Source organism: Citrobacter sp. Ct235 (assembly GCF_030332305.1).
Classification (GTDB): Bacteria; Pseudomonadota; Gammaproteobacteria; order Enterobacterales; family Enterobacteriaceae; genus Citrobacter_A; species Citrobacter_A telavivensis.
The window spans coordinates 1-21,438 of sequence record NZ_JAOWIC010000028.1; the positions used below are offsets into that span (position 1 = coordinate 1).

At 54.1% G+C, this 21,438-nt stretch carries 22 protein-coding genes; 9 read left to right on the forward strand and 13 right to left on the reverse strand.

The window, feature by feature from the left end; all coding sequences use genetic code 11:
- Positions 1-148: 148 nt before the first annotated feature.
- The gene (gene gmhB / locus OGY35_RS01120) at positions 149-715 is read right to left on the reverse strand and encodes a D-glycero-beta-D-manno-heptose 1,7-bisphosphate 7-phosphatase (protein WP_286631206.1); all 567 of its coding nucleotides are present in this window, start codon (positions 713-715) and stop codon (positions 149-151) included.
- Positions 716-904: 189 nt separating this feature from the next.
- Between gmhB and metN the strand changes: the two genes are divergently transcribed.
- The 7 genes from metN (at position 905) to OGY35_RS01155 (ending at position 7,371) form a co-directional block, all read left to right on the forward strand.
- Positions 905-1,936, forward strand: coding sequence for a methionine ABC transporter ATP-binding protein MetN (metN, locus tag OGY35_RS01125; protein ID WP_046475860.1), 1,032 nt, complete (start codon positions 905-907; stop codon positions 1,934-1,936).
- Positions 1,929-2,582: a methionine ABC transporter permease MetI gene (locus tag OGY35_RS01130; RefSeq protein ID WP_042323638.1), complete on the forward strand. Its 654-nt coding sequence runs from the start codon at positions 1,929-1,931 to the stop codon at positions 2,580-2,582. Before metN ends, OGY35_RS01130 begins: the two co-directional genes overlap by 8 nt.
- A gap of 39 nt (positions 2,583-2,621) precedes the next feature.
- Positions 2,622-3,437: a methionine ABC transporter substrate-binding lipoprotein MetQ gene (metQ, locus tag OGY35_RS01135; protein WP_042997845.1), complete on the forward strand. Its 816-nt coding sequence runs from the start codon at positions 2,622-2,624 to the stop codon at positions 3,435-3,437.
- 118 nt (positions 3,438-3,555) lie between these two features.
- On the forward strand, positions 3,556-3,960 hold the full coding sequence (rcsF, locus tag OGY35_RS01140) for an envelope stress sensor lipoprotein RcsF (RefSeq protein ID WP_042323642.1): 405 nt from the start codon (positions 3,556-3,558) through the stop codon (positions 3,958-3,960).
- Complete coding sequence (gene tsaA, locus OGY35_RS01145; RefSeq protein WP_152405804.1) at positions 3,957-4,664, forward strand: tRNA (N6-threonylcarbamoyladenosine(37)-N6)-methyltransferase TrmO; 708 nt, start codon at positions 3,957-3,959, stop codon at positions 4,662-4,664. The genes rcsF and tsaA overlap by 4 nt, the downstream gene beginning before the upstream one ends.
- Positions 4,665-4,774: 110 nt before the next feature.
- Complete coding sequence (proS, locus tag OGY35_RS01150; protein WP_286631208.1) at positions 4,775-6,493, forward strand: proline--tRNA ligase; 1,719 nt, start codon at positions 4,775-4,777, stop codon at positions 6,491-6,493.
- Between the two features lie 53 nt (positions 6,494-6,546).
- Positions 6,547-7,371 carry a YaeF family permuted papain-like enzyme gene (locus OGY35_RS01155; RefSeq protein WP_152405806.1) on the forward strand — a complete coding sequence of 275 codons (825 nt, stop codon included), beginning with the start codon at positions 6,547-6,549 and terminating at the stop codon, positions 7,369-7,371.
- A 77-nt stretch (positions 7,372-7,448) separates the two neighbouring features.
- Here OGY35_RS01155 and nlpE read toward each other — a convergent pair whose 3' ends face one another.
- Genes nlpE through OGY35_RS01170 form a run of 3 tightly spaced genes read right to left on the reverse strand, consistent with a single transcriptional unit; the run spans position 7,449 to position 9,141 of the window.
- The gene (gene nlpE / locus OGY35_RS01160) at positions 7,449-8,147 is read right to left on the reverse strand and encodes an envelope stress response activation lipoprotein NlpE (protein ID WP_286631209.1); all 699 of its coding nucleotides are present in this window, start codon (positions 8,145-8,147) and stop codon (positions 7,449-7,451) included.
- Between the two features lie 32 nt (positions 8,148-8,179).
- Positions 8,180-8,599, reverse strand: a complete 420-nt coding sequence (gene arfB, locus OGY35_RS01165) for an alternative ribosome rescue aminoacyl-tRNA hydrolase ArfB (protein ID WP_042323653.1) — start codon at positions 8,597-8,599, stop codon at positions 8,180-8,182.
- The gene (locus tag OGY35_RS01170; protein WP_286631210.1) at positions 8,596-9,141 is read right to left on the reverse strand and encodes a YaeQ family protein; all 546 of its coding nucleotides are present in this window, start codon (positions 9,139-9,141) and stop codon (positions 8,596-8,598) included. Before OGY35_RS01170 ends, arfB begins: the two co-directional genes overlap by 4 nt.
- A gap of 188 nt (positions 9,142-9,329) precedes the next feature.
- Here OGY35_RS01170 and OGY35_RS01175 point away from each other — a divergent pair, with 188 nt between their 5' ends.
- Both OGY35_RS01175 and rof read left to right on the forward strand, forming a co-directional pair.
- Positions 9,330-9,530: a YaeP family protein gene (locus OGY35_RS01175; RefSeq protein ID WP_042323658.1), complete on the forward strand. Its 201-nt coding sequence runs from the start codon at positions 9,330-9,332 to the stop codon at positions 9,528-9,530.
- Positions 9,517-9,777 carry a Rho-binding antiterminator gene (gene rof / locus OGY35_RS01180; protein ID WP_286631211.1) on the forward strand — a complete coding sequence of 87 codons (261 nt, stop codon included), beginning with the start codon at positions 9,517-9,519 and terminating at the stop codon, positions 9,775-9,777. Before OGY35_RS01175 ends, rof begins: the two co-directional genes overlap by 14 nt.
- A gap of 91 nt (positions 9,778-9,868) precedes the next feature.
- Here rof and tilS read toward each other — a convergent pair whose 3' ends face one another.
- The 9 genes from tilS to fabZ all read right to left on the reverse strand — a co-directional run bounded on the left by tilS (position 9,869) and on the right by fabZ (position 21,388).
- On the reverse strand, positions 9,869-11,167 hold the full coding sequence (gene tilS / locus OGY35_RS01185) for a tRNA lysidine(34) synthetase TilS (protein WP_286631212.1): 1,299 nt from the start codon (positions 11,165-11,167) through the stop codon (positions 9,869-9,871).
- A gap of 61 nt (positions 11,168-11,228) precedes the next feature.
- Positions 11,229-11,618: a VOC family protein gene (locus OGY35_RS01190; protein WP_178826613.1), complete on the reverse strand. Its 390-nt coding sequence runs from the start codon at positions 11,616-11,618 to the stop codon at positions 11,229-11,231.
- Between the two features lie 65 nt (positions 11,619-11,683).
- Positions 11,684-13,822, reverse strand: coding sequence for a lysine decarboxylase LdcC (ldcC, locus tag OGY35_RS01195; RefSeq protein ID WP_286631213.1), 2,139 nt, complete (start codon positions 13,820-13,822; stop codon positions 11,684-11,686).
- A 98-nt stretch (positions 13,823-13,920) separates the two neighbouring features.
- Complete coding sequence (accA, locus tag OGY35_RS01200) at positions 13,921-14,880, reverse strand: acetyl-CoA carboxylase carboxyl transferase subunit alpha (RefSeq protein WP_046475834.1); 960 nt, start codon at positions 14,878-14,880, stop codon at positions 13,921-13,923.
- A gap of 12 nt (positions 14,881-14,892) precedes the next feature.
- Positions 14,893-18,375: a DNA polymerase III subunit alpha gene (gene dnaE / locus OGY35_RS01205; protein WP_286631215.1), complete on the reverse strand. Its 3,483-nt coding sequence runs from the start codon at positions 18,373-18,375 to the stop codon at positions 14,893-14,895.
- Between the two features lie 24 nt (positions 18,376-18,399).
- Complete coding sequence (gene rnhB / locus OGY35_RS01210) at positions 18,400-18,996, reverse strand: ribonuclease HII (RefSeq protein ID WP_152405813.1); 597 nt, start codon at positions 18,994-18,996, stop codon at positions 18,400-18,402.
- Entirely contained in the window at positions 18,993-20,141 is a 1,149-nt protein-coding gene (gene lpxB / locus OGY35_RS01215; RefSeq protein WP_286631216.1) for a lipid-A-disaccharide synthase, read from the reverse strand. The genes rnhB and lpxB overlap by 4 nt, the downstream gene beginning before the upstream one ends.
- Positions 20,141-20,929 (reverse strand): acyl-ACP--UDP-N-acetylglucosamine O-acyltransferase, encoded by a 789-nt coding sequence (gene lpxA, locus OGY35_RS01220; RefSeq protein ID WP_042323676.1) that lies wholly within the window; start codon positions 20,927-20,929, stop codon positions 20,141-20,143. The genes lpxB and lpxA overlap by 1 nt, the downstream gene beginning before the upstream one ends.
- 3 nt (positions 20,930-20,932) lie before the next feature.
- Positions 20,933-21,388, reverse strand: coding sequence for a 3-hydroxyacyl-ACP dehydratase FabZ (gene fabZ, locus OGY35_RS01225; RefSeq protein WP_003018528.1), 456 nt, complete (start codon positions 21,386-21,388; stop codon positions 20,933-20,935).
- Positions 21,389-21,438: the final 50 nt, after the last annotated feature.

Genomic DNA, 21,438 nt, shown 5'->3' on the forward strand with positions numbered 1-21,438 from the left:
GGATTTTTCTCTTCAATCTCACTGGCGTTTTTCTGTGAAGTGATTCACATCCGCCGTGTCGATGGAGGCGCATTATAGGGGGTCGACTCAGGAAGACAAGCGGAAAAATGCAGATTTATTTCAACCGCTCACCTTTTGACCATAATGCTTATTTTTGCTGCTTTTTGATCGCCGATGGCAGGTCAGCAAGGCTATTTAATACCCAATCGGCGGCATTTTCTGCTTCCGGGGTGATCGGCTTGCCGGTACGAACTAACACTTTTGTCCCGACGCCTGCCGCGGCAGCCGCCTGCATATCTTCTAATTTGTCGCCCACCATATAAGACGCTGCCATATCAATGTGCAGGAAATCGCGGGCCGAGATCAGCATCCCCGGATGCGGTTTACGGCAATCACAGACCTGGCGGTACTCTTCCACGCTGCCCTGCGGATGGTGCGGACAGTAATAGATACCGTCGAGGTCGACATCGCGATCGGCCAGCGACCAGTCCATCCACTCTGTTAATGTCTCAAACTGCGCTTCGGTAAATTTGCCGCGCGCAATCCCTGACTGGTTGGTGACAACCACCAGCGCATAGCCCAGGGTTTTAAGCTCGCGCATGGCATCAATAACACCGTCGATAAATTCGAACTCGTCGATTTCATGTACGTAGCCGTGATCGACATTAATTGTACCGTCACGGTCGAGAAAAATTGCGGGTACGGACTTTGCCACCTTTTATAGCTCCTGAATAAGGCATGTAGCGCTAGTATCGCATGTTTCGGCAGGCAAGAAAGTGCTCATCGTAGAAACCCTGATTGATTTAGACGTCTGGATGCCTTAACATCCATTTTGTTGACGGCTTTTGACCGCATCAGACAGACGAAAATGCCACGGTAACTTCATTACGATAATAAATAATCAATGATTAAACTTTCGAGTATCACCAAAGTGTTCCATCAGGGGACTCACACCATTCAGGCGTTGAACAACGTTAGCCTGCATGTCCCTGCCGGACAAATTTATGGCGTTATCGGTGCCTCAGGAGCCGGTAAAAGCACACTGATCCGCTGCGTAAACCTGCTGGAGCGCCCGACGGAAGGGAGCGTTCAGGTCGGTGGACAAGAGCTGACCACGCTATCTGAATCTGAGCTAACCAAAGCGCGTCGCCAGATTGGCATGATTTTCCAGCACTTTAACCTGCTGTCCTCCCGTACCGTTTTTGGTAACGTCGCTCTGCCACTTGAACTCGACAACACGCCGAAAGAAGAGGTTAAGCGTCGCGTGACAGAACTGCTCGATCTCGTGGGACTGGGTGATAAGCACGACAGCTACCCTGCAAACCTGTCCGGTGGTCAGAAGCAGCGTGTCGCCATCGCCCGTGCGCTGGCAAGCCAGCCCAAAGTGCTGCTGTGCGACGAAGCCACCAGCGCGCTGGATCCTGCCACCACTCGCTCCATCCTCGAACTGCTGAAAGACATTAACCGTCGCCTTGGCCTGACCATTCTGCTGATTACGCACGAGATGGACGTGGTTAAGCGGATCTGCGACTGCGTGGCCGTTATCAGTAATGGTGAACTCATTGAGCAAGATACCGTCAGCGAAGTGTTTTCACACCCGAAAACGCCTCTGGCGCAAAAGTTTATTCAGTCAACGCTGCACCTGGATATTCCGGAAGATTATCTGGCGCGCCTCAAGGCGGAATCGACAGCCGACAGCGTCCCGATGCTACGCATGGAATTTACCGGTCAGTCGGTTGATGCTCCGCTGCTTTCCGAAACGGCGCGCCGCTTTAACGTGAATAACAACATTATCAGCGCGCAGATGGATTACGCCGGCGGCGTGAAGTTCGGCATCATGCTGACTGAAATGCACGGCACACAAGAAGAAACGCAGGCCGCAATTGCCTGGCTGCAAGAACACCATGTAAAAGTAGAGGTACTGGGTTATGTCTGAGCCGATGATGTGGCTGCTGGTTCGTGGCGTCTGGGAAACGCTGGCGATGACCTTCGTATCGGGTTTCTTTGGTTTTGTGATCGGTCTGCCAGTTGGCGTACTGCTATACGTGACGCGCCCCGGACAAATCATTGAGAACGCGAAGCTCTACCGCACCCTGTCTGCGGTTGTGAACATCTTCCGTTCGATTCCGTTCATTATTCTGCTGGTATGGATGATTCCGTTCACTCGCGTAATTGTCGGAACGTCAATCGGTTTGCAGGCCGCGATTGTCCCACTCACCGTCGGTGCTGCGCCATTTATCGCGCGTATGGTGGAAAACGCCCTGCTCGAAATCCCGACGGGGCTGATTGAAGCCTCGCGCGCAATGGGCGCAACGCCGCTGCAAATTGTACGCAAAGTGCTGCTGCCGGAAGCCCTACCAGGGCTGGTGAACGCGGCGACCATTACGCTGATTACACTGGTCGGCTATTCCGCTATGGGGGGTGCCGTGGGTGCCGGCGGTCTTGGACAGATAGGCTATCAGTACGGCTACATTGGATACAATGCTACTGTTATGAATACGGTACTGGTATTACTCGTTGTTCTGGTTTATTTAATTCAGTTCGCGGGCGATCGCATCGTCCGGACTGTGACGCACAAGTAACGTTCTACAAAACACAAATATCACATTAAGGAAATAAGCATGGCGTTCAAATTCAAAACCATTGCGGCAGTAGGCGCCCTGATTGGTTCACTGGCACTCGTGGGTTGCGGTCAGGATGAAAAAGATCCAAACCACATCAAAGTCGGCGTGATTGTCGGTGCGGAACAACAGGTTGCTGAAGTCGCACAAAAAGTCGCAAAAGAAAAATACGGTCTGGACGTTGAGCTGGTGACCTTCAATGACTACGTTCTGCCGAACGAAGCGCTGAGCAAAGGCGATATCGATGCCAACGCCTTCCAGCACAAACCGTATCTGGATCAGCAGATCAAAGATCGCGGGTACAAACTGGTTGCCGCAGGTAATACCTTCGTTTATCCGATTGCTGGCTACTCCAAAAAAATCAAATCCCTGGATGAACTTCAGGATGGCGCACAGGTAGCGGTTCCGAACGATCCGACCAACCTGGGCCGTTCCCTGCTGCTGCTGCAGAAAGTGGGCTTGATCAAACTGAAAGATGGCGTAGGCCTGCTGCCGACTTCACTGGATATCGTCGGAAATCCGAAAAATCTGAAAATCGTCGAACTGGAAGCCCCGCAACTGCCGCGTTCTCTTGATGATGCGCAGATTGCCCTGGCGGTGATCAACACAACCTATGCCAGCCAGATCAACCTGACGCCGGCAAAAGACGGAATCTTTGTTGAAGATAAAGATTCCCCGTACGTTAACCTGATCGTGACCCGTGAAGATAACAAAGACGCGGAGAACGTGAAGAAATTCGTCCAGGCTTATCAGTCTGACGAAGTTTACGAAGCCGCAAACAAAGTCTTCAACGGTGGCGCTGTTAAGGGCTGGTAATTTTTAGGCGCTTTTCACAATCTGTAATATCATTCAGGACGGGCGTTAGCCCGTCTTGTCATTTATGCAAGCTCCTGATTCAATATGTGACAGTTAGATCATTCATTGAGGAAATATTATGCGTGCTTTACCGATCTGTTTATTGGCACTCATGCTGAGCGGCTGTTCTATGCTAAGCAGATCCCCTGTTGAACCCGTTCAAAGCACCGCAACCCCGCCTAAAGCGGAGCCGGAAAAACCGAAAGCGCCGCGCGCGGTCCCCGTCAGAATTTACACCAATGCGGAAGATCTGGTCGGCAAGCCGTTCCGCGATCTCGGCGAAGTAACCGGTGAATCCTGTCAGGCCTCTAATCAGGACTCTCCGCCGAACATCCCGACGGCACGTAAACGCATGCAGATTAATGCGTCGAAAATGAAAGCCAATGCCGTTTTACTGCATAGCTGTGAAGTCACCAGCGGGACACCCGGCTGCTATCGTCAGGCCGTCTGTATTGGTTCTGCGCTCAACATCTCGGCTAAATGAGTCATTTTCAGTTTGAGCAAATCGGTGTCATTCGCTCGCCCTACAAAGAGAAGTTCGCCGTTCCCCGCCAGCCAGGGCTGGTAAAAAGCGTCAACGGCGAACTGCACCTGCTGTCGCCCTATAATCAGGCCGATGCGGTACGCGGTCTTGAAGCATTCAGCCACTTATGGGTGATCTTTGTTTTCCATCAGACGATGGAAGGGGGATGGCGCCCAACCGTGCGCCCGCCTCGTCTTGGCGGTAACGCGCGTATGGGCGTATTCGCCACGCGCTCAACGTTTCGCCCCAATCCCGTCGGCATGTCGCTGGTCGAACTGAAAGGCATTGTCTGTCAGAAAGATCAGGTTATTCTGCAACTGGGTAGTCTGGATCTGGTCGACGGTACGCCGGTCATCGACATCAAGCCTTATCTGCCGTTCGCGGAATCTTTGCCGGATGCAACCGCCAGCTACGCACAACAGGCACCTCAGGCCGAAATGGCGGTGAGTTTTACCGACGAGATTGAACAACAGTTTCCTGCACTGGAAAAGCATTACCCCCTGCTGAAAACGTTTATTCGCGATGTGCTGGCGCAGGACCCGCGTCCAGCCTATCGGAAAGGGGAAGAGACAGGCAAAACCTACGCCGTCTGGCTGCACGATTTCAACGTGCGCTGGCGCGTAACCGAGACGGGTTTCGAAGTCTTTGCGCTAGAACCCCGCTAATTTCACGCCCTTCTCTTTTGACATCCCTTTCTCGCTGGTAAACTGAGTTACTTTTTTTGTGTCAGGCTCGCATTGAGCCTGTTCGATCGTTCAACTGGAACCGTAACAACATGCGTACTAGCCAATACCTGCTCTCCACTCTGAAGGAGACACCTGCCGACGCCGAGGTTATCAGCCATCAGCTGATGCTGCGCGCCGGGATGATCCGCAAGCTGGCCTCCGGGTTATACACCTGGCTGCCGACCGGCGTGCGCGTCCTGAAAAAAGTCGAGAACATCGTGCGTGAAGAGATGAACAACGCCGGTGCCATCGAGGTGTCTATGCCAGTCGTTCAGCCTGCTGACCTGTGGCAAGAGAGTGGCCGTTGGGAACAGTACGGTCCGGAGCTGCTGCGTTTTGTTGACCGTGGCGAGCGTCCGTTCGTACTCGGCCCAACGCACGAAGAAGTGATCACCGACCTGATTCGTAATGAGCTCAGCTCTTACAAACAGTTGCCGCTGAACTTCTACCAGATTCAGACGAAATTCCGTGACGAAGTGCGTCCGCGTTTCGGCGTGATGCGCTCCCGTGAATTCCTGATGAAAGATGCCTACTCTTTCCATACTTCTCAGGAATCGCTGCAGGAAACCTACGACACGATGTACGCGGCTTATAGCAAGATCTTCAGCCGTATGGGGCTGGATTTCCGCGCGGTGCAGGCTGACACCGGTTCTATCGGCGGCAGCGCCTCGCACGAATTCCAGGTACTGGCGCAGAGCGGTGAAGACGATGTGATCTTCTCTGACTCCTCTGACTACGCGGCCAACATTGAATTTGCTGAAGCCGTTGCGCCGAAAGAACCACGCGCTGCGGCAACGCAGGAGATGACGCTGGTTGATACGCCGAATGCGAAAACCATCGCCGAGCTGGTTGAACAGTTTAATCTGCCTGTCGAAAAAACCGTTAAAACTCTGCTGGTAAAAGCCGTGGAAGACAGCAAGTCTCCGCTGGTCGCGCTGCTGGTTCGTGGCGATCATGAGCTGAACGAAGTCAAAGCGGAAAAACTGCCGCAGGTTGCCAGCCCGCTGACGTTCGCCACCGAAGAAGAGATCCGCGCACTGGTGAAAGCCGGTCCGGGTTCCCTGGGTCCGGTGAACATGCCGGTGCCGGTGATTATCGACCGTACCGTGGCTGTAATGAGTGATTTCGCGGCGGGCGCTAACGTGGATGGTAAACACTACTTCGGTATCAACTGGGATCGCGATGTCGCAACCCCAGAAATTGCTGATATCCGTAATGTTGTCGCCGGCGATCCGAGCCCGGATGGTAAAGGCACGCTGCTTATCAAGCGCGGTATCGAAGTCGGTCATATCTTCCAACTGGGCACCAAATATTCGGAAGCGATGAAAGCCTCCGTTCAGGGTGAAGATGGCCGCAATCAGATCCTGACCATGGGCTGCTACGGTATCGGGGTTACACGTGTGGTGGCGGCGGCCATTGAACAGAACTACGACGATCGCGGCATCGTCTGGCCTGACGCCATCGCCCCATTCCAGGTCGCGATTCTGCCGATGAACATGCACAAGTCCTATCGCGTGCAGGAACTGGCTGAAAAACTGTATGCCGAGCTGCGTGCGCAAGGCATTGAAGTGCTAATGGACGACCGTAAAGAGCGTCCTGGCGTGATGTTCGCGGATATGGAACTGATCGGTATTCCGCACACTATCGTGCTGGGCGACCGTAACCTCGACAACGACGATATTGAATACAAATACCGCCGCAATGGCGAGAAACAGCTGATTAAAACCGGCGACATCGTCAACTATCTGGTTAAACAGATTAAAGGCTGATGTCATAAGAGGCTCTGATTTTCAGGGCCTCTTTTTTACATGGATTGTATAAAATGGCTAAACCAACGGCGTATTACCGCCTGTTCCTCCCTTGCCTTCTTTTGCTTTCGGCCTGCACCGTTGACGTCAGCCCACCGAATAAATCCGCCACCGCCATTGATGCGCAATCTAAAAAATGGGCGGTTAAATTCCAGCGCCAAAGCTCATTCACGAATAAAGCACTGGTCGAAATTACTGATACCGAACTTAAGCCAGGCGATCTCCTGTTCTCCTCCAGCCTTGGGGTCACCTCATTAGGCATCCGCGCGTTCAGTAACGCTTCCGTAAGCCACGTTGCCGTCTATCTGGGAAATAATGAAGTGGCAGAAGCCACCGGGGCTGGCGTGCAAATCGTTTCACTCGAACAGGCGATGAAGCATAGTGATAAGCTTTTTGCCCTGAGAGTTCCTGAACTGACCCCGCAACAGGCCGCGGAGATCAAAACCTTCGCCTATAAAATCAAGAACAGCGGCTACAACTATCGCGGTATCGTGGAATTCATTCCGTTTATGATGACCCGCCAGATGTGTTCGCTTAACCCCTTCTCCGAAGATTTCCGGCAGCAGTGCGTCAGCGGACTGGCGAAAGCGCAGCTGAGCGATCCCCGAGCGGGAGAGAAAACGGCGTGGTTTTGTTCCGAATTCGTAACCGATGCGTTTGCTAAAGCGGGACATCCGCTAACTCTGGCGCAGTCGGGCTGGATAAGCCCTGCCGACCTGATGCACATGCGGGAAGGCGACCTTGCCGCGTTTAAGCCAGAAACGCAGCTTCGCTATGTCGGTCATTTGAAGTTAGGGATTTATATCAAGACGGGACGTTTTGTAGGACTGACGCGCTAAGCTGCAGACGCCATAGCATCACCGCAGGTAAGACGATAGCGGTCCGGTGACCGGACCGCTATCTTTCAGTCTGCCACTCAGTCGGTGCAGCCCTTACCCGGGATAAATTTAATCTCTTTATCCGCCATCAGCGTTTTCACAGGCTCATGGGTATCCGGATTCACCTCCAGCGTGAAGTGCCCTTCGACAGACAACAGCACCGGTTTTTCACTGGTGCCACGCGCCGCAAGATAACCGCGTTCCAGCTCGGCGTTACTGGCAACGGATACCCGCTTTCCTGTCGCGCAGTCGGTGAAGGTTGCGGCATCCGCCATATAGAAATACATGCCACGCATCGCCATCGGCGTCACTGGCAAGCTCGATTTCACAGGCGCAAGCGTATAGTTAAACTGAGACTCGATAGGGTTACCCTCCCGATCCAGCATCTCCAGCGCTTCTCCTTTCGCACGATAGTAGGATTTCTCGCCCTGACTGTCGGTCAGCACCAGTTTATCGGCCGTACGCGCCCAGGTGCCGTAGGAGGCAAAAGAAGACGGCTCTTCACGTACGCCCTGATAGCGTTCGTTCATTACCCATGTGCCATCTTTCTCCAGAAACAGAGACGTCTCAATTCCCTCGCAGTCAGCACAAGGTAGAATGCCTCGCCAGCTTTGCTGCATCGGTTTTAATTCTGCAACCTGAGTCGGCTGGATAACGTCAACGTCTGAACGGTTATTACAACCAATCAATGCGAAGAGCGTAAACGCCGCCATCGCTGAAAGTAGTGTTTTTTTCACCCTGACTCCCTATCCATTTTTATTCCTGCCCGTCAGTCATCGCGACGGACTTTCCCGCGAAGGGCTTTTACTGAGGATTTCTGCGCCTTCGAATTTAATCTTCGTTCTTTCGATGCCCGCGTTGGTCGGGTTGCGCGTCGGCTTTTTTGTTCTGCGGTGAGTTCTTTTATGACCGCCACTAGCCTGGCAAGCGCCGCTTCCCGGTTGAGTTCCTGGTTGCGGTATTCCTGCGCCTTAATAATCATCACGCCATCGGCCGTAATCAGGTGATGGCTGGCGGCCAGCAGACGTTCCTTATAATACTCTGGCAGGCTGGAGGCCCGAATGTCAAAACGCAAATGTATCGCCGTTGAGGTCTTATTGACGTGCTGTCCCCCTGCGCCCTGGGCTCGAATGGCGGTGATCTCCAGCTCATCGTCAGGGATTGAGACAGTTCGCGAAATGACGATCATGCCGGCTGATGCCACGACGTCAGATGAATTTCCAGATTATTCTGAGAATCAGACAACCAGATAGCACCATCCTGAATCGTCGCCTGTAGCGTCATGGTACGGTTCGCAAAGGCGCTGAGCTGGGCCAGTTGTTCATCATCCAGATACCAGACCGTGAGATTCGAAAACTGCGCGCATTTACTCTGGTTTTGCTGCCACCAGATCTGCGCTGCCCGACTGTTATAGGCAAACAGCGCCACGTCGGCGGCCTGCGTGCACGCCTTCTTAATACGCCTTTCATCCGGCAATCCCAGCTCGACCCACAGGTCGATACCCATATGATCGTTACGCAACCATGCTTCCGGCTCATCCTCCGCGCTTAAGCCACGCGTAAACTGGAGACGCTCATCCGCATACTTAATCCACGCCAGCAGACGCAGCATCATGCGCTCCTGGGTTTCAGAGGGGTGACGCGCCAGCGTCAACGCCGCATCAAGAAACTGGTTACGGTCAAGGTCCGCCACGTTAACAACGGCTTTATAAATTGTCGCTTTAAGCGCCATGGAAAAACTCCTTTCGAATCAGGCGATCATTGTAGCGAAAATGAAGCCAAAAGGCTGTCAGAGGATCATCTATCAAGGCGCTGATATTGCGCGAATGGCTGTGGTATAGTCACCTTGCTAAACAGAGTTTATCTTCGTAGGCTTAGACTTGCATCCACGGTTAAGTCAGAATGCTGACAGGAGGGCATGTGGAAAAATATTGTGAGTTAATACGCAAGCGGTATGCGGAAATCGCCAGCGGAGACTTAGGGTATATCCCGGATGCGCTGGGTTGCGTATTGAAGGTGCTTAATGAAATAGCGGCAGACAGTGCCCTTTCAGAGTCGGTCAGGGAAAAGGCGGCCTATGCTGCGGCGAACTTACTGGTGAGCGATTATGTCAATGAATGATACATACCAACCCATCAACTGTGATGACTACGACAACCTCGAGCTCGCCTGCCAGCATCATTTATTACTGACGCTGGAACTGAAAGATGGTGAAGTTTTGCAGGCGAAAGCCAACGATCTGGTTTCGCGGAAAAACGTGGAATATCTGATCACCGATGTTGCGGGTGAAACGCGCGAGCTTCGTCTCGATAAAATTGTCAGCTTCAGCCATCCGGAAATCGGTACCGTGGTGGTTAGCGAATCCTGAATATGTGCTGCCGGATGGCGGTGCAAGCACCTTATCCGGCCTACGCGCCATGCGATACGTAGGCCTGATAAGCGCAGCGTCATCAGGCATTTCAGATGCTCTTATCCCACACCAATTTCGCCCCTGATTCCCCCTCTGTAAGCCCCTCACGCGTGACAAATACCCCAGCGGCCGCAATCAGCGTTTCACCGTAAAACAGCAACGGCGTGGTATCTCGTCGCCAGGAAGGCACATTCAGCTCCTGCCAGATTTTCTTTAACTTACGCCCACCGTTGCGGCCAACAATATGCAGCATTCCGGATGCTTTAAAACGGATGCTGACGCACTCATCCTCGCGGGGCATGCGCAATTCCCCCCCCGGTTGTAGCCTGAGATAGCCCAGACCGGCAGGCAGCGTGAGCGGCATCTGCCAGCAAGGCCAGGGCAGTATGGTCTCACTCTGCCCGACAGCAGATTTAATCCACCACAGTTGCCCCTGATAACGTCGCACCTCATAGTCGCCGAAACGCAGACACGGTGAAGCATCTTCACGCGCCAGCGCCACCTCCTGCCAGAGACGGTCAAGTCCATCGCGTGAAGGCATTGGCGCATTTTGCGCAGCCAGCCAGCGGCGAAGCAGCGCTGCACGCCGGACACGGCTCATTGCCTTGAGCGGCGTAAGCGCCAGCGTTCCGTTTGCCGTGGTGCAACCAGACAGTTCATCGGCAAGCAGTTCATCCAGCAGACTCTCCTGCTCGGCGCACAGCGCGGCGCTGCGCGCTGTGGCATCAGCGAAATGCGGCCAGCGCTGTTGCAGAAGCGGCAGAACCTGCAAACGCAGGAAGTTGCGATCGTAGGCGTCATCCTGATTGCTTTCATCTTCAATCCAGCGAAGCTGATATTGCCTTGCCCATTGCTCCAGCGCCGCACGAGTTTGCGTCAGCAGCGGACGGATGAGTTGCGTGCCGGCAAACGCAGAAATCTCCGCCATCGCAGACAGCCCCGCCGGGCCGCTGCCGCGTTTGAGCGCCAGTAAAAAAGTTTCACACTGATCGTCAAGATGCTGGGCGGTCGCCAGCACTTCACCGGGCAACAATGCGTCGGCAAACGCCTGATACCGCGCCTGTCGGGCATGAGCTTCAATCCCCAGTCCCGCGTCCGCCAGCGTTACCCGCTCCACCACCAGCGGTACCTGCCATTGCGCACAGACGGCTTCGCAATGCGCTACCCACGCATCGGCGTGAGCGCTTAGCCCGTGATGGATGTGAATTGCGCGAAGTGAGAGCGTCGGTTGCTGCGCCCGCCATTGCACCAGTTGGTGCAGGAGCACGGTAGAGTCCAGACCGCCGCTAAAAGCGACCAGTATCTGTCGGGAGGTGAAAAGCGAAGTGTTCAGCGTGAGTGTTGTCATAGCGGTTATTTACAGTGACGTTGCCCGGCACGTTACCGGGCAATCGCCGCAATAACAAGTCTTACTGCTCATACAGTTCGAGCGGCAGGCCATCCGGGTCTTTAAAAAAGGTGAAGCGCTTGTTGGTGAAGGGATCGATGCGGATGGCTTCGCAACTGACGTGATTTTCCTCCAGATGCGCAACCGCGTTATCCAGGTCATCCACGCTGAACGCCAGATGGCGCAATCCGCAGGCTTCCGGGCGACCTGGACGCGCGGGCGGGAAAGGAAATGAAAAAAGCTCAATCACATATTGTCCGTTTAGCGCCAGATCACCCTTCCACGAGTCTCGTTCTTCACGATAGGCTTCGCTCATCAGCGTAAACCCCAGAATATCGCAATAGAAGGACTTACTCGCGGCATAGTCTGTCGCAATAATCGCAATATGGTGAACCTGTTTTAATCCCAGCATAGTGTCTTCATCTCCTTTATTTATCATCAGCACGTTACCCGCCAGAGGGCGCTGAAGGCAAGCTGTCATGCTGTTTTTAAGACTCGTACGTGGTATACGCCATCGTCATCCTGCTTCGCCCCGTGAATATCCGTTTCAAAGCCCGGATAGTGGTGGCCGACGGAACAGAGCATCAACAGGAAATCGAGCACTGCGCGACTCTGCCCGGTGATCATTTCTCCCGGCATCAGCAGCGGAACGCCAGGGGGATACGGCAGGATCATATTCGCTGACACGCGTCCCACCAGCTGATCGAGAGTCACCGTTTCGACTTCGCCTTTGATCTGCCGTTGCCAGGCCTGATGCGGCGTCATGATCATTTCCGGCAGAGTATCAAACGCTCGCAACATCAGTCCGGAAAGATCGTGCTGGCGAATGAGCTTATGGATCCCTTGCGCCAGATCCTGGATACGCATGTGACGATAAAAATCAGGATCTTCCGCATACAGATCCGGCAGCATATTCTTCACACGCAAATTGAGATCGTAAGAGCGTTTAAATTCGGTCAGGCCACGCAACAGCCCCATCGCCCGGGTTTTATCAATCCCGATACTAAAGAGAAACAGCAGGTTGTACGGGCCGGTTTTCTCCACCACCACGCCGCGCTCATCGAGGAATTTTGCCACCAGCGCGGCGGGGATCCCCTCGTCACTCATCTTCCCCTGCTCATCCATACCGGGAGTCAGGATAGTCACTTTTACCGGGTCGAGGAACATATGGTCGTCGTCGGCATCGGTAAATCCGTGCCAGTCTTCACCTGGCGCAACCGGCCAGCACGCCGCTTCATCAACCTCTTCTGGCTGCCAGATATCAAAGAACCAACCGTCAGACTCTTCACGCAATCGCTGTACCTCTTTGCGAAAATGCAGCGCACGCTCTACCGAGCGGTTGATTAACCGCCTACCCGAATTTCCACGCAGCATCGCCGCCGCCGTCTCAATGGAGGCAACAATGGGATAGCTCGGTGAGGTAGAGGTGTGCATCATAAAGGCTTCGTTGAAGGTCTCTTCGTCATATTCCCCTTTAATATGGATAAGCGACGCCTGCGACAACGCCGCCAGCATTTTGTGAGTGGATTGTGTCTCAAAAATCACCTTGCCAGGCACTCGCTCACCGCTCATCCCGCTTTTCCCCTGATAAATGGGATGGAAGTGGGTATACGGCACCCAGGCAGAATCGAAGTGGATAGAGGGAACATCCAGCGTCTGTTTGATCCAGTTGGTGTTATACAGCAGTCCGTCATAGGTTGAGTTGGTTATCACCGCATGAACCGGCCACTGTGCCTGGGTCGTGGCGGCAACTTTGCTCGCAATACTCTCGTGCGTAAACTCGCGCTTAGGAATGCCGCCCAGAATGCCGAGCGCGTTACGCGTCGGTTTCAGCCAGATTGGGACCACGTCGCTCATCATCAACAAATGCGCCAGCGACTTATGGCAGTTGCGGTCAATCAGCAGCGTACTGCCGGTCGGCGCGGCGTACATCCCCACAATTTTGTTTGAGGTAGAGGTGCCGTTGGTCACCATGTAACTCTGCTCTGCACCGAAGGTTCTGGCAATGTACTCTTCGGCCTCCAGATGCGGTCCGGTGTGGTCGAGTAACGAACCCAGCTCAGTGACCGATATCGACACATCTGCTTTTAGGGTATTGCCGCCGAAAAAGTCATAGAACAGGCAGCCAACCGGGCTTTTTTGATAGGCCGTTCCAGCCATGTGCCCCGGCGTACAGAAGGTGTACTTCCCCTCTTTCACGTAAGTGAACAGCGCCCTGGTGAAGGGCGGCGTGATATTGTCGAGGTACTCGTTGGTGTACTGGCGAATGCGCGTCGCAATATCTTCCGCCTGCCCCAGCGCATACTCAAAAAACCATAACGCCATGCGCATATCGTGAACGCTGACGTCCATGGTTGAATGCGTGTTGATAAACGCATACAGCGGTAAATACTCATTAAGCTGGTTAATCTCGCTGCACAGATCGAGACTGTACTCATCCCAGTCAAAAATTACCCCGCAGATGCGCGGGTTGTGTTCGATAAATTTCAGCAGGTCGACGCTGTTCTGTGGCCAGATTATCTGAAATCCCTGTGATTGCAGCGCACGCTCAAGCTCCTTGATGGGCTCATCTTTATAAAAAACCCCGTGCGGCCCCATGATGGCGATGATGTTCATGCGTTCCTCCTGGAAAAACCTACGCTAATCATAGCGGGTTCAAACCACAGGTAAAAAAAAGGGCCACAATTTGTGGCCCTTTTCGGAATGGTCAACGTTTATGCGTAACCGTAGCTCATCAGACGCTGATAGCGACGGTTTTTCAAATCTTCGGTGCTCAGTACATCGAGATCGGCAAGATCGGCCAGCAGTTGCGCTTTCAGCGAAGCCGCCATCACTTCCGGGTTGCGGTGCGCACCGCCCAGTGGTTCAGGGATGATGGAATCAATCAGCTTCAGCTCTTTCAGACGCGGCGCGACGATACCCATTGCTTCAGCGGCCAACGGCGCTTTGTCCGCGCTTTTCCACAGAATGGACGCACAGCCTTCCGGGGAGATCACGGAATAGGTGCTGTATTGCAGCATATTCACTTTGTCACCCACGCCGATTGCCAGCGCGCCACCGGATCCCCCTTCACCGATCACGGTGCAGATAACCGGAACGCTCAGACGTGACATTTCACGCAGGTTTCGTGCAATAGCTTCAGACTGACCGCGCTCTTCCGCACCGACGCCTGGATAAGCACCCGGCGTGTCGATAAAGGTAATGATCGGCATGTGGAAACGCTCGGCCATTTCCATCAGACGCAGCGCTTTACGATAGCCTTCCGGTGCCGGCATACCAAAGTTACGACGGATTTTTTCCTTGGTCTCGCGGCCTTTCTGATGACCAATGATCATCACCGGACGACCATCCAGACGCGCGATGCCGCCGACGATAGCTTTATCGTCGGCATAGGCGCGATCGCCCGCCAGTTCGTCAAATTCATCAAACGCCAGGCGAACATAATCCAGGGTGTAAGGACGCTGCGGATGGCGTGCCAGTTGGGCAACCTGCCATGCGCCAAGATCGGCGAAGATTTTGCGCGTCAGCTCTACGCTCTTTTCACGCAGGCGATGCACTTCTTCATCGATATTAATATCCAGTTTCTCGTCCTGACGGCTCACCGCAGTCAGAGAATCGATTTTTGCTTCCAGCTCTGCAATCGGCTGTTCAAAATCAAGGAAATTCAGACTCATAGTATTCCTGTATTAGTCAAACTCCAGTTCCACCTGCTCCGAACCAATGAGGCCACGGAGATCGTTTAGCAAACGATCGCTCGGAGAGACACGCCACGTTGCGCCAAAACGCAACCGCGCACGTGCATCCGCCCTCTGATAGTAGAGATGTACTGGAATTGTCCCCGAGCGGTGGGGTTCCAGAGACTGACGGAGTCGGTTTAAAAGCTGGTCATCAATTTGCCTGTCCGTCAGCGAGATAGCAAGCCCGCGAGCATATTTTTCCCGGGCTTCGTCAATATCCATCACTTCGCGGGCGGTCATTTTAAGCCCCCCGCTGAAGTCATCAAAGCTGACCTGTCCGCTGACGATAAGTATGCGGTCTTTTTCCAGCAATTGCTGGTATTTATCCAGGGCGTCGGTAAATAACATCACCTCCAGACGTCCGGAACGGTCATCCAGCGTACAGATGCCGATACGATTGCCGCGCTTGGTGACCATAACCCTTGCGGCAATGACGAGCCCCGCAGCCGTGGTCACTTTACCACGTTCTGTCGGATGCATGTCTTTCAGCCGGTAGCCTCCGACATAGCGCTCAATTTCTTTCAAATACTGATTGATAGGGTGACCCGTCAGGTACAGCCCCAACGTTTCACGTTCCCCATCTAACACCACCTGTTCCGGCCACGGTTGGCAGCTGGCGTAGGACTGTTCAATTTGCTCCGGCTCTTCCGCCAGCACACCGAACATATCCGCCTGGCCAATCGCTTCCGCTTTCGCGTGCTGGTCGGCGGCTTTCAGCGCATCGCCCAGCGAGTTCATCAGTGCGGCACGATGCGGCCCCAGCCTGTCAAACGCCCCGGACATGATCAGTTTTTCCAGCACCCGACGGTTGAGCTTTTTGGTATCGGTGCGCGCGCAAAGATCGAACAACTCGCGGAAATAGCCGCCGTTGTTACGCGCCTCAATGATCGCCTCGATCGGACCTTCACCCACGCCTTTGATCGCGCCGATACCGTAAACAATCTCGCCGTCGTCGTTGACGTGGAAGTGATACAGCCCGGAGTTGATATCGGGCGGCAGGATCTTCAGCCCCATGCGCCAGCATTCGTCCACCAGTCCAACCACCTTCTCGGTGTTGTCCATATCAGCGGTCATGACCGCCGCCATAAACTCGGCAGGATAGTGTGCTTTCAGCCACAGCGTCTGGTAAGAGACCAGCGCGTAGGCAGCAGAGTGCGATTTGTTAAATCCGTACCCGGCGAATTTCTCCACCAGGTCGAAGATTTTCATTGCCAGTTCGCCGTCAACGCCGTTCTTTTTCGCCCCTTCTTCGAAGGTGCCGCGCTGCTTGGCCATCTCTTCCGGCTTTTTCTTACCCATCGCACGACGCAGCATGTCCGCGCCGCCAAGGGTATAGCCAGAGAGCACCTGAGCAATCTGCATGACCTGTTCCTGATACAGGATGATGCCGTAGGTCGGCTCCAGTACCGGCTTCAGGCTTTCGTGTTGCCACTGCACATCCGGATAGGAAATCTCTTCACGCCCGTGCTTACGGTCGATGAAGTTATCCACCATCCCGGACTGCAACGGCCCCGGACGGAACAAGGCCACCAGGGCTATCATATCTTCGAAGCAGTCAGGCTGCAGACGCTTAATCAGGTCTTTCATGCCGCGGGATTCAAGCTGGAAGACCGCCGTAGTTTCCGAGCGTTGCAGCATATCGAAACTTTTCTTGTCGTCCAGCGGGATAGCGGCAATATCCAGCGGCGGCTCGCCGTGCTTCTCGCGGCGGGCGTTGATCATCTCCAGCGCCCAGTTGATGATGGTGAGCGTACGCAGGCCGAGGAAGTCGAACTTCACGAGGCCGGCATATTCCACATCGTTTTTATCAAACTGGGTAACCGGATGCAGCCCCTGTTCATCACAGTACAGCGGCGCAAAATCGGTGATTTTCGTCGGTGCGATAACCACCCCACCGGCATGTTTACCGGCGTTACGGGTCACGCCTTCCAGCTTACGCGCCATGTCGATCAGCGCTTTAACTTCTTCATCTGCCTCGTAAATTTCTGGCAGTTGCGGTTCGGCTTCGAAGGCTTTCGCCAGCGTCATCCCAGGATCAGGCGGTACCAGCTTCGAAATCCTGTCGACAAAACCGTACGGGTGGCCCAGTACACGGCCCACGTCGCGAATAACCGCTTTCGCCGCCATCGTACCGAAGGTAATTATCTGCGATACCGCATCACGACCGTACATGTCCGCAACGTGTTCAATCACCTGGTCGCGTTTCTCCATACAGAAGTCAACGTCGAAGTCAGGCATGGAGACACGTTCCGGGTTAAGGAAACGTTCGAACAGCAGGTCAAATTCCAGCGGATCGAGGTCGGTGATTTTCAGCGCATAGGCCACCAGCGATCCCGCACCGGAACCACGGCCCGGGCCTACCGGCACGCCGTTGTCTTTCGACCACTGGATAAACTCCATCACGATGAGGAAGTAGCCAGGGAACCCCATCTGGTTGATCACCTGTAGCTCAATGTCCAGGCGTTCATCGTACGGCGGACGTTTCTCTTTCCGCTCGGCTTCATCCGGGAACAAGAATTCCAGACGCTCTTCCAGACCCTCTTTCGATTTCTGTACCAGGAAATCTTCCGTGGTCATATCGCCAGTCGGGAACTGCGGCAGGAAGTATTCGCCCAGACGCACCGTTACGTTGCAGCGTTTGGCAATTTCGACGGTGTTTTCCAGCGCTTCCGGAATGTCGGAGAAGAGCTCGCACATCTCCTCTTCCGAGCGCATATACTGCTGCGCCGAATAGTTGCGCGGACGCTTGGGATCGTCGAGCGTAAAGCCATCGTGAATGGCGACGCGGATTTCATGCGCGTCAAAGTCTTCACTGTTGATAAAGCGCACGTCGTTGGTGGCCACCACCGGCAACCCCCGCGATTCCGCCAACTTAACGGCCGCATGCAGATAGGTCTCTTCATCCGGTCGACCGGTACGGATCAGCTCAAGGAAGTAACAGTCCGGGAAGTGCTCTTCGTAGAAAGCGACACACTCTTCCACCAGCGCGCTATTGCCGCGCAGCAGGCTACGCCCGACGTCGCCCATCCGGCCGCCGGAGAGCAGGATCAACCCTTCTTTCAGCTCGATCAGCCAGTCGCGGTCGATGATCGGCCCCGCCGCACCATAACCGCGCTGATAGGCTTTGGAGATCAGCAGGGTGAGATTTTGATAACCGGTGTTATTCGCGGCGAGTACCGTCAGATGCGTGAGTTCATCGCCCATCTGCTCACTCTGAACATGGAAGTCAGCGCCAACAATGGGTTTAATCCCTGCGCCATGACCCGCTCCGTAGAACTTCACCAGACCACAGAGGTTCGTAAAATCGGTGATCGCCAGTGCAGGCATGCCTAACGCGGCCGCCTTTTTCACCAGCGGCCCGGTTTTCGCCAGCCCATCGATCATGGAATAGTCGCTGTGCACCCGCAGGTGGACGAAACGAGGTTCAGACATCTTCAGATTCCTTCAACACAAGAATCAGGACGCGAGTCCCAGTGCGCGTTTAACGGGAGCAAAACTACGTCGGTGATGCTCCGTTGCGCCATGTTCAGCCAGTTTTTCCAGATGGAAAGCGGTTGGATACCCTTTGTGTTGGGCAAAACCATATTGCGGGAAAACGATATCCAGCTCGGCCATTTCGGCGTCACGCGTGACTTTTGCAAGAATAGACGCGGCGCTGATTTCCGCCACCCGACTGTCGCCCTTCACCACCGCCAGGGATGGCACAGGCAATGCCGGACAGCGATTGCCATCGATCAGCACATATTCCGGCGCAATGTGTAACCCCGCCACCGCTCGCTGCATAGCCAGCATAGTGGCGTGGAGAATATTCAGCTCATCGATTTCGTGTGGTTCTGCACGACCGAGGCTCCAGCTCAACGCTTTTTCTTTGATTTCGTCATACAGCGCCAGACGGCGCTTTTCAGATAATTTTTTGGAATCGTTAAGACCCACAATCGGGCGCGCCGGGTCGAGGATCACGGCAGCAGTGACGACCGCGCCGACCAATGGACCGCGTCCGACTTCATCCACACCCGCCACTAACTGCGTGTGCGGATAAACAAATTCGATCATTGTACTAACTCCAGGACCGCATCCGCCGCCTGCTCATCGGCGTTACAGCGGATCTGCTGATGCAGTTCGCGAAAAGTATCATGCATCGCATGGCTGGTTTTACCGTTGGCCAACAAGGGGAGGAGCGCCTCAGCCAGCTTTTGCGGCTCACACTCTTCCTGCAATAGCTCTTTCACCAGTTCCCTTCCCGCCAGCAGGTTTGGCAGCGAGACATAATCAGTCTTCACCAGCCGCTTCGCCAGCCAGAACGTAAAGGGCTTCATGCGATATCCCACTACCATCGGGCATTTCGCCAGCATGCACTCAAGCGCGGCGGTGCCCGATGCCAGCAATGCTGCATCACTGGCGACCATCGCTTCGCGTCCCATCCCATCCAGCAGGTGAACATGAAGATCGGGTGCAACCTCAGCCTTGATGCGTTCAAACTGTTCGCGGCGTTTGGCATTGACCAATGGCACCACGACTTCAAGGTCAGGGTATGTCTGTCGCAACAGTTGTGCTGTTTTTAAAAAATCGGCACTCAACATTTCGACTTCTGCACCACGGCTACCAGGCAATAACGCCAGGCAGTGGGCATCATGGGAAATACCCAGCACATCCCGCGCCGCGTTTTTATCCGGGTCCAGCGGCATGGCATCCGCCATCGTGTGACCGATAAAACGGCACGGTACATTAAACTTGTCGTAAAACGCTTTTTCGAAAGGCAGAAAAGCCAGAACCATGTTGGTGGATCTGCCTATTTTGAAAACGCGTTTCTGTCGCCACGCCCAGACGGACGGACTGACGTAATGAATCGTTTTGATGCCCTGTTTTTTCAAATTCCCTTCGAGAGTGATATTGAAATCGGGTGCATCGATACCGACGAAAACATCGGGCTGCAACTCGGTGAATCGACGGGTCAGATCGGCGCGGATATGCAGCAGACGACGCAGGCGTCCAAGCACTTCCACAATGCCCATCACCGCCAGTTCTTCCATTTCATACCAGGCTTCACAGCCTTCAGCCTGCATGCGCGGGCCGGCGACGCCGACAAAACGCGCATCAGGTACGCGCGCTTTCAGCGCCCGGATTAAGCCAGCACCAAGAATATCGCCGGAGGTTTCTCCGGCGACCAGGGCAATCGTTAAGGAGCGCTGTTCAGCCATTAACGAATCAGTCCGCGCGTTGAGCGGGCAAAGAAATCGCTGAACGCCTGAACTTCCGGATACTGCTTCGCCAGTTCAGCGATTTCCGGTTTCACTTCTTCCAGGGTTTTGCCGCTACGGTACAACGCTTTGTAAGCATTGCGGATAGCGGTAATCGCTTCGCGGGTAAATCCGCGACGCTTCAACCCTTCGATGTTGACGCCAAACGGCGTCGCGTGGTTGCCCTGAGCAATAACGTACGGCGGAACGTCCTGAGCAACGCCAGAACAGCCACCGACCATCACGTGTGCACCAATAATGCAGAACTGATGCACTGCGGTCATGCCACCGATGATGACGTAATCATCCAGCGAAACGTGACCCGCAAGCGTGGCGTTATTTGCCAGAATACAGCGATCCCCTATTGTGCAATCGTGTGCCACATGGGCATTAATCATCAGTAAGTTATCGCTGCCCACCTTCGTCAATCCACCGCCCTGTACTGTACCACGATGAATGGTAACGCTTTCACGAATGCGGTTACGATCGCCAATTTCCACACGGGTCGGTTCACCCGCATATTTCAGATCCTGGTTCACTTCACCGATGGAGGCGAACTGATATATCTCGTTATCGCGGCCAATTTTAGTATGACCATTCACGACAACGTGAGACTTCAGTACGGTACCTTCACCAATTTCAACATGGGGTCCAACGAGGCAAAAAGGACCAATGTGAACGTTAGCGCCGAGTGAGGCGCCTTCTTCCACAATGGCGGTTGGATGAATAAAGGCGGATTTATCAATCACGTATCAGGCCTCCCGGCTACGAGCGCACATCATCGTTGCTTCGCAAACTACTTTACCGTCAACCAGCGCAACCCCTTTAAAGCGGGTCAGGCCACGGCGCGTTTTCTCGAAAGTGACTTCCATGATCATCTGATCGCCTGGCACGACGGGACGCTTAAAGCGTGCTTCATCGATACCCGCGAAATAGTAGAGTTCTCCTGGCTCCAGTTTCCCTACGCTTTTAAACGCAAGAATACCCGTAGCCTGTGCCATTGCTTCCAGAATCAGCACGCCTGGGAAAATAGGTTTACCCGGGAAATGGCCCTGGAAAAACGGCTCGTTAACGGAGACATTTTTCACTGCGCGCAGAAAACGACCTTCTTCAAAGTCCAGCACGCGGTCAACCAGTAAAAACGGAAAACGGTGCGGCAGAAGTTCTAAAATCTCTTCAATATGCAGAGTATGAGTGTTAGTAGTCAAAATACTCTTCCTGTCCAAATATACTAAAAGCCAATAATAACACGGCCTGC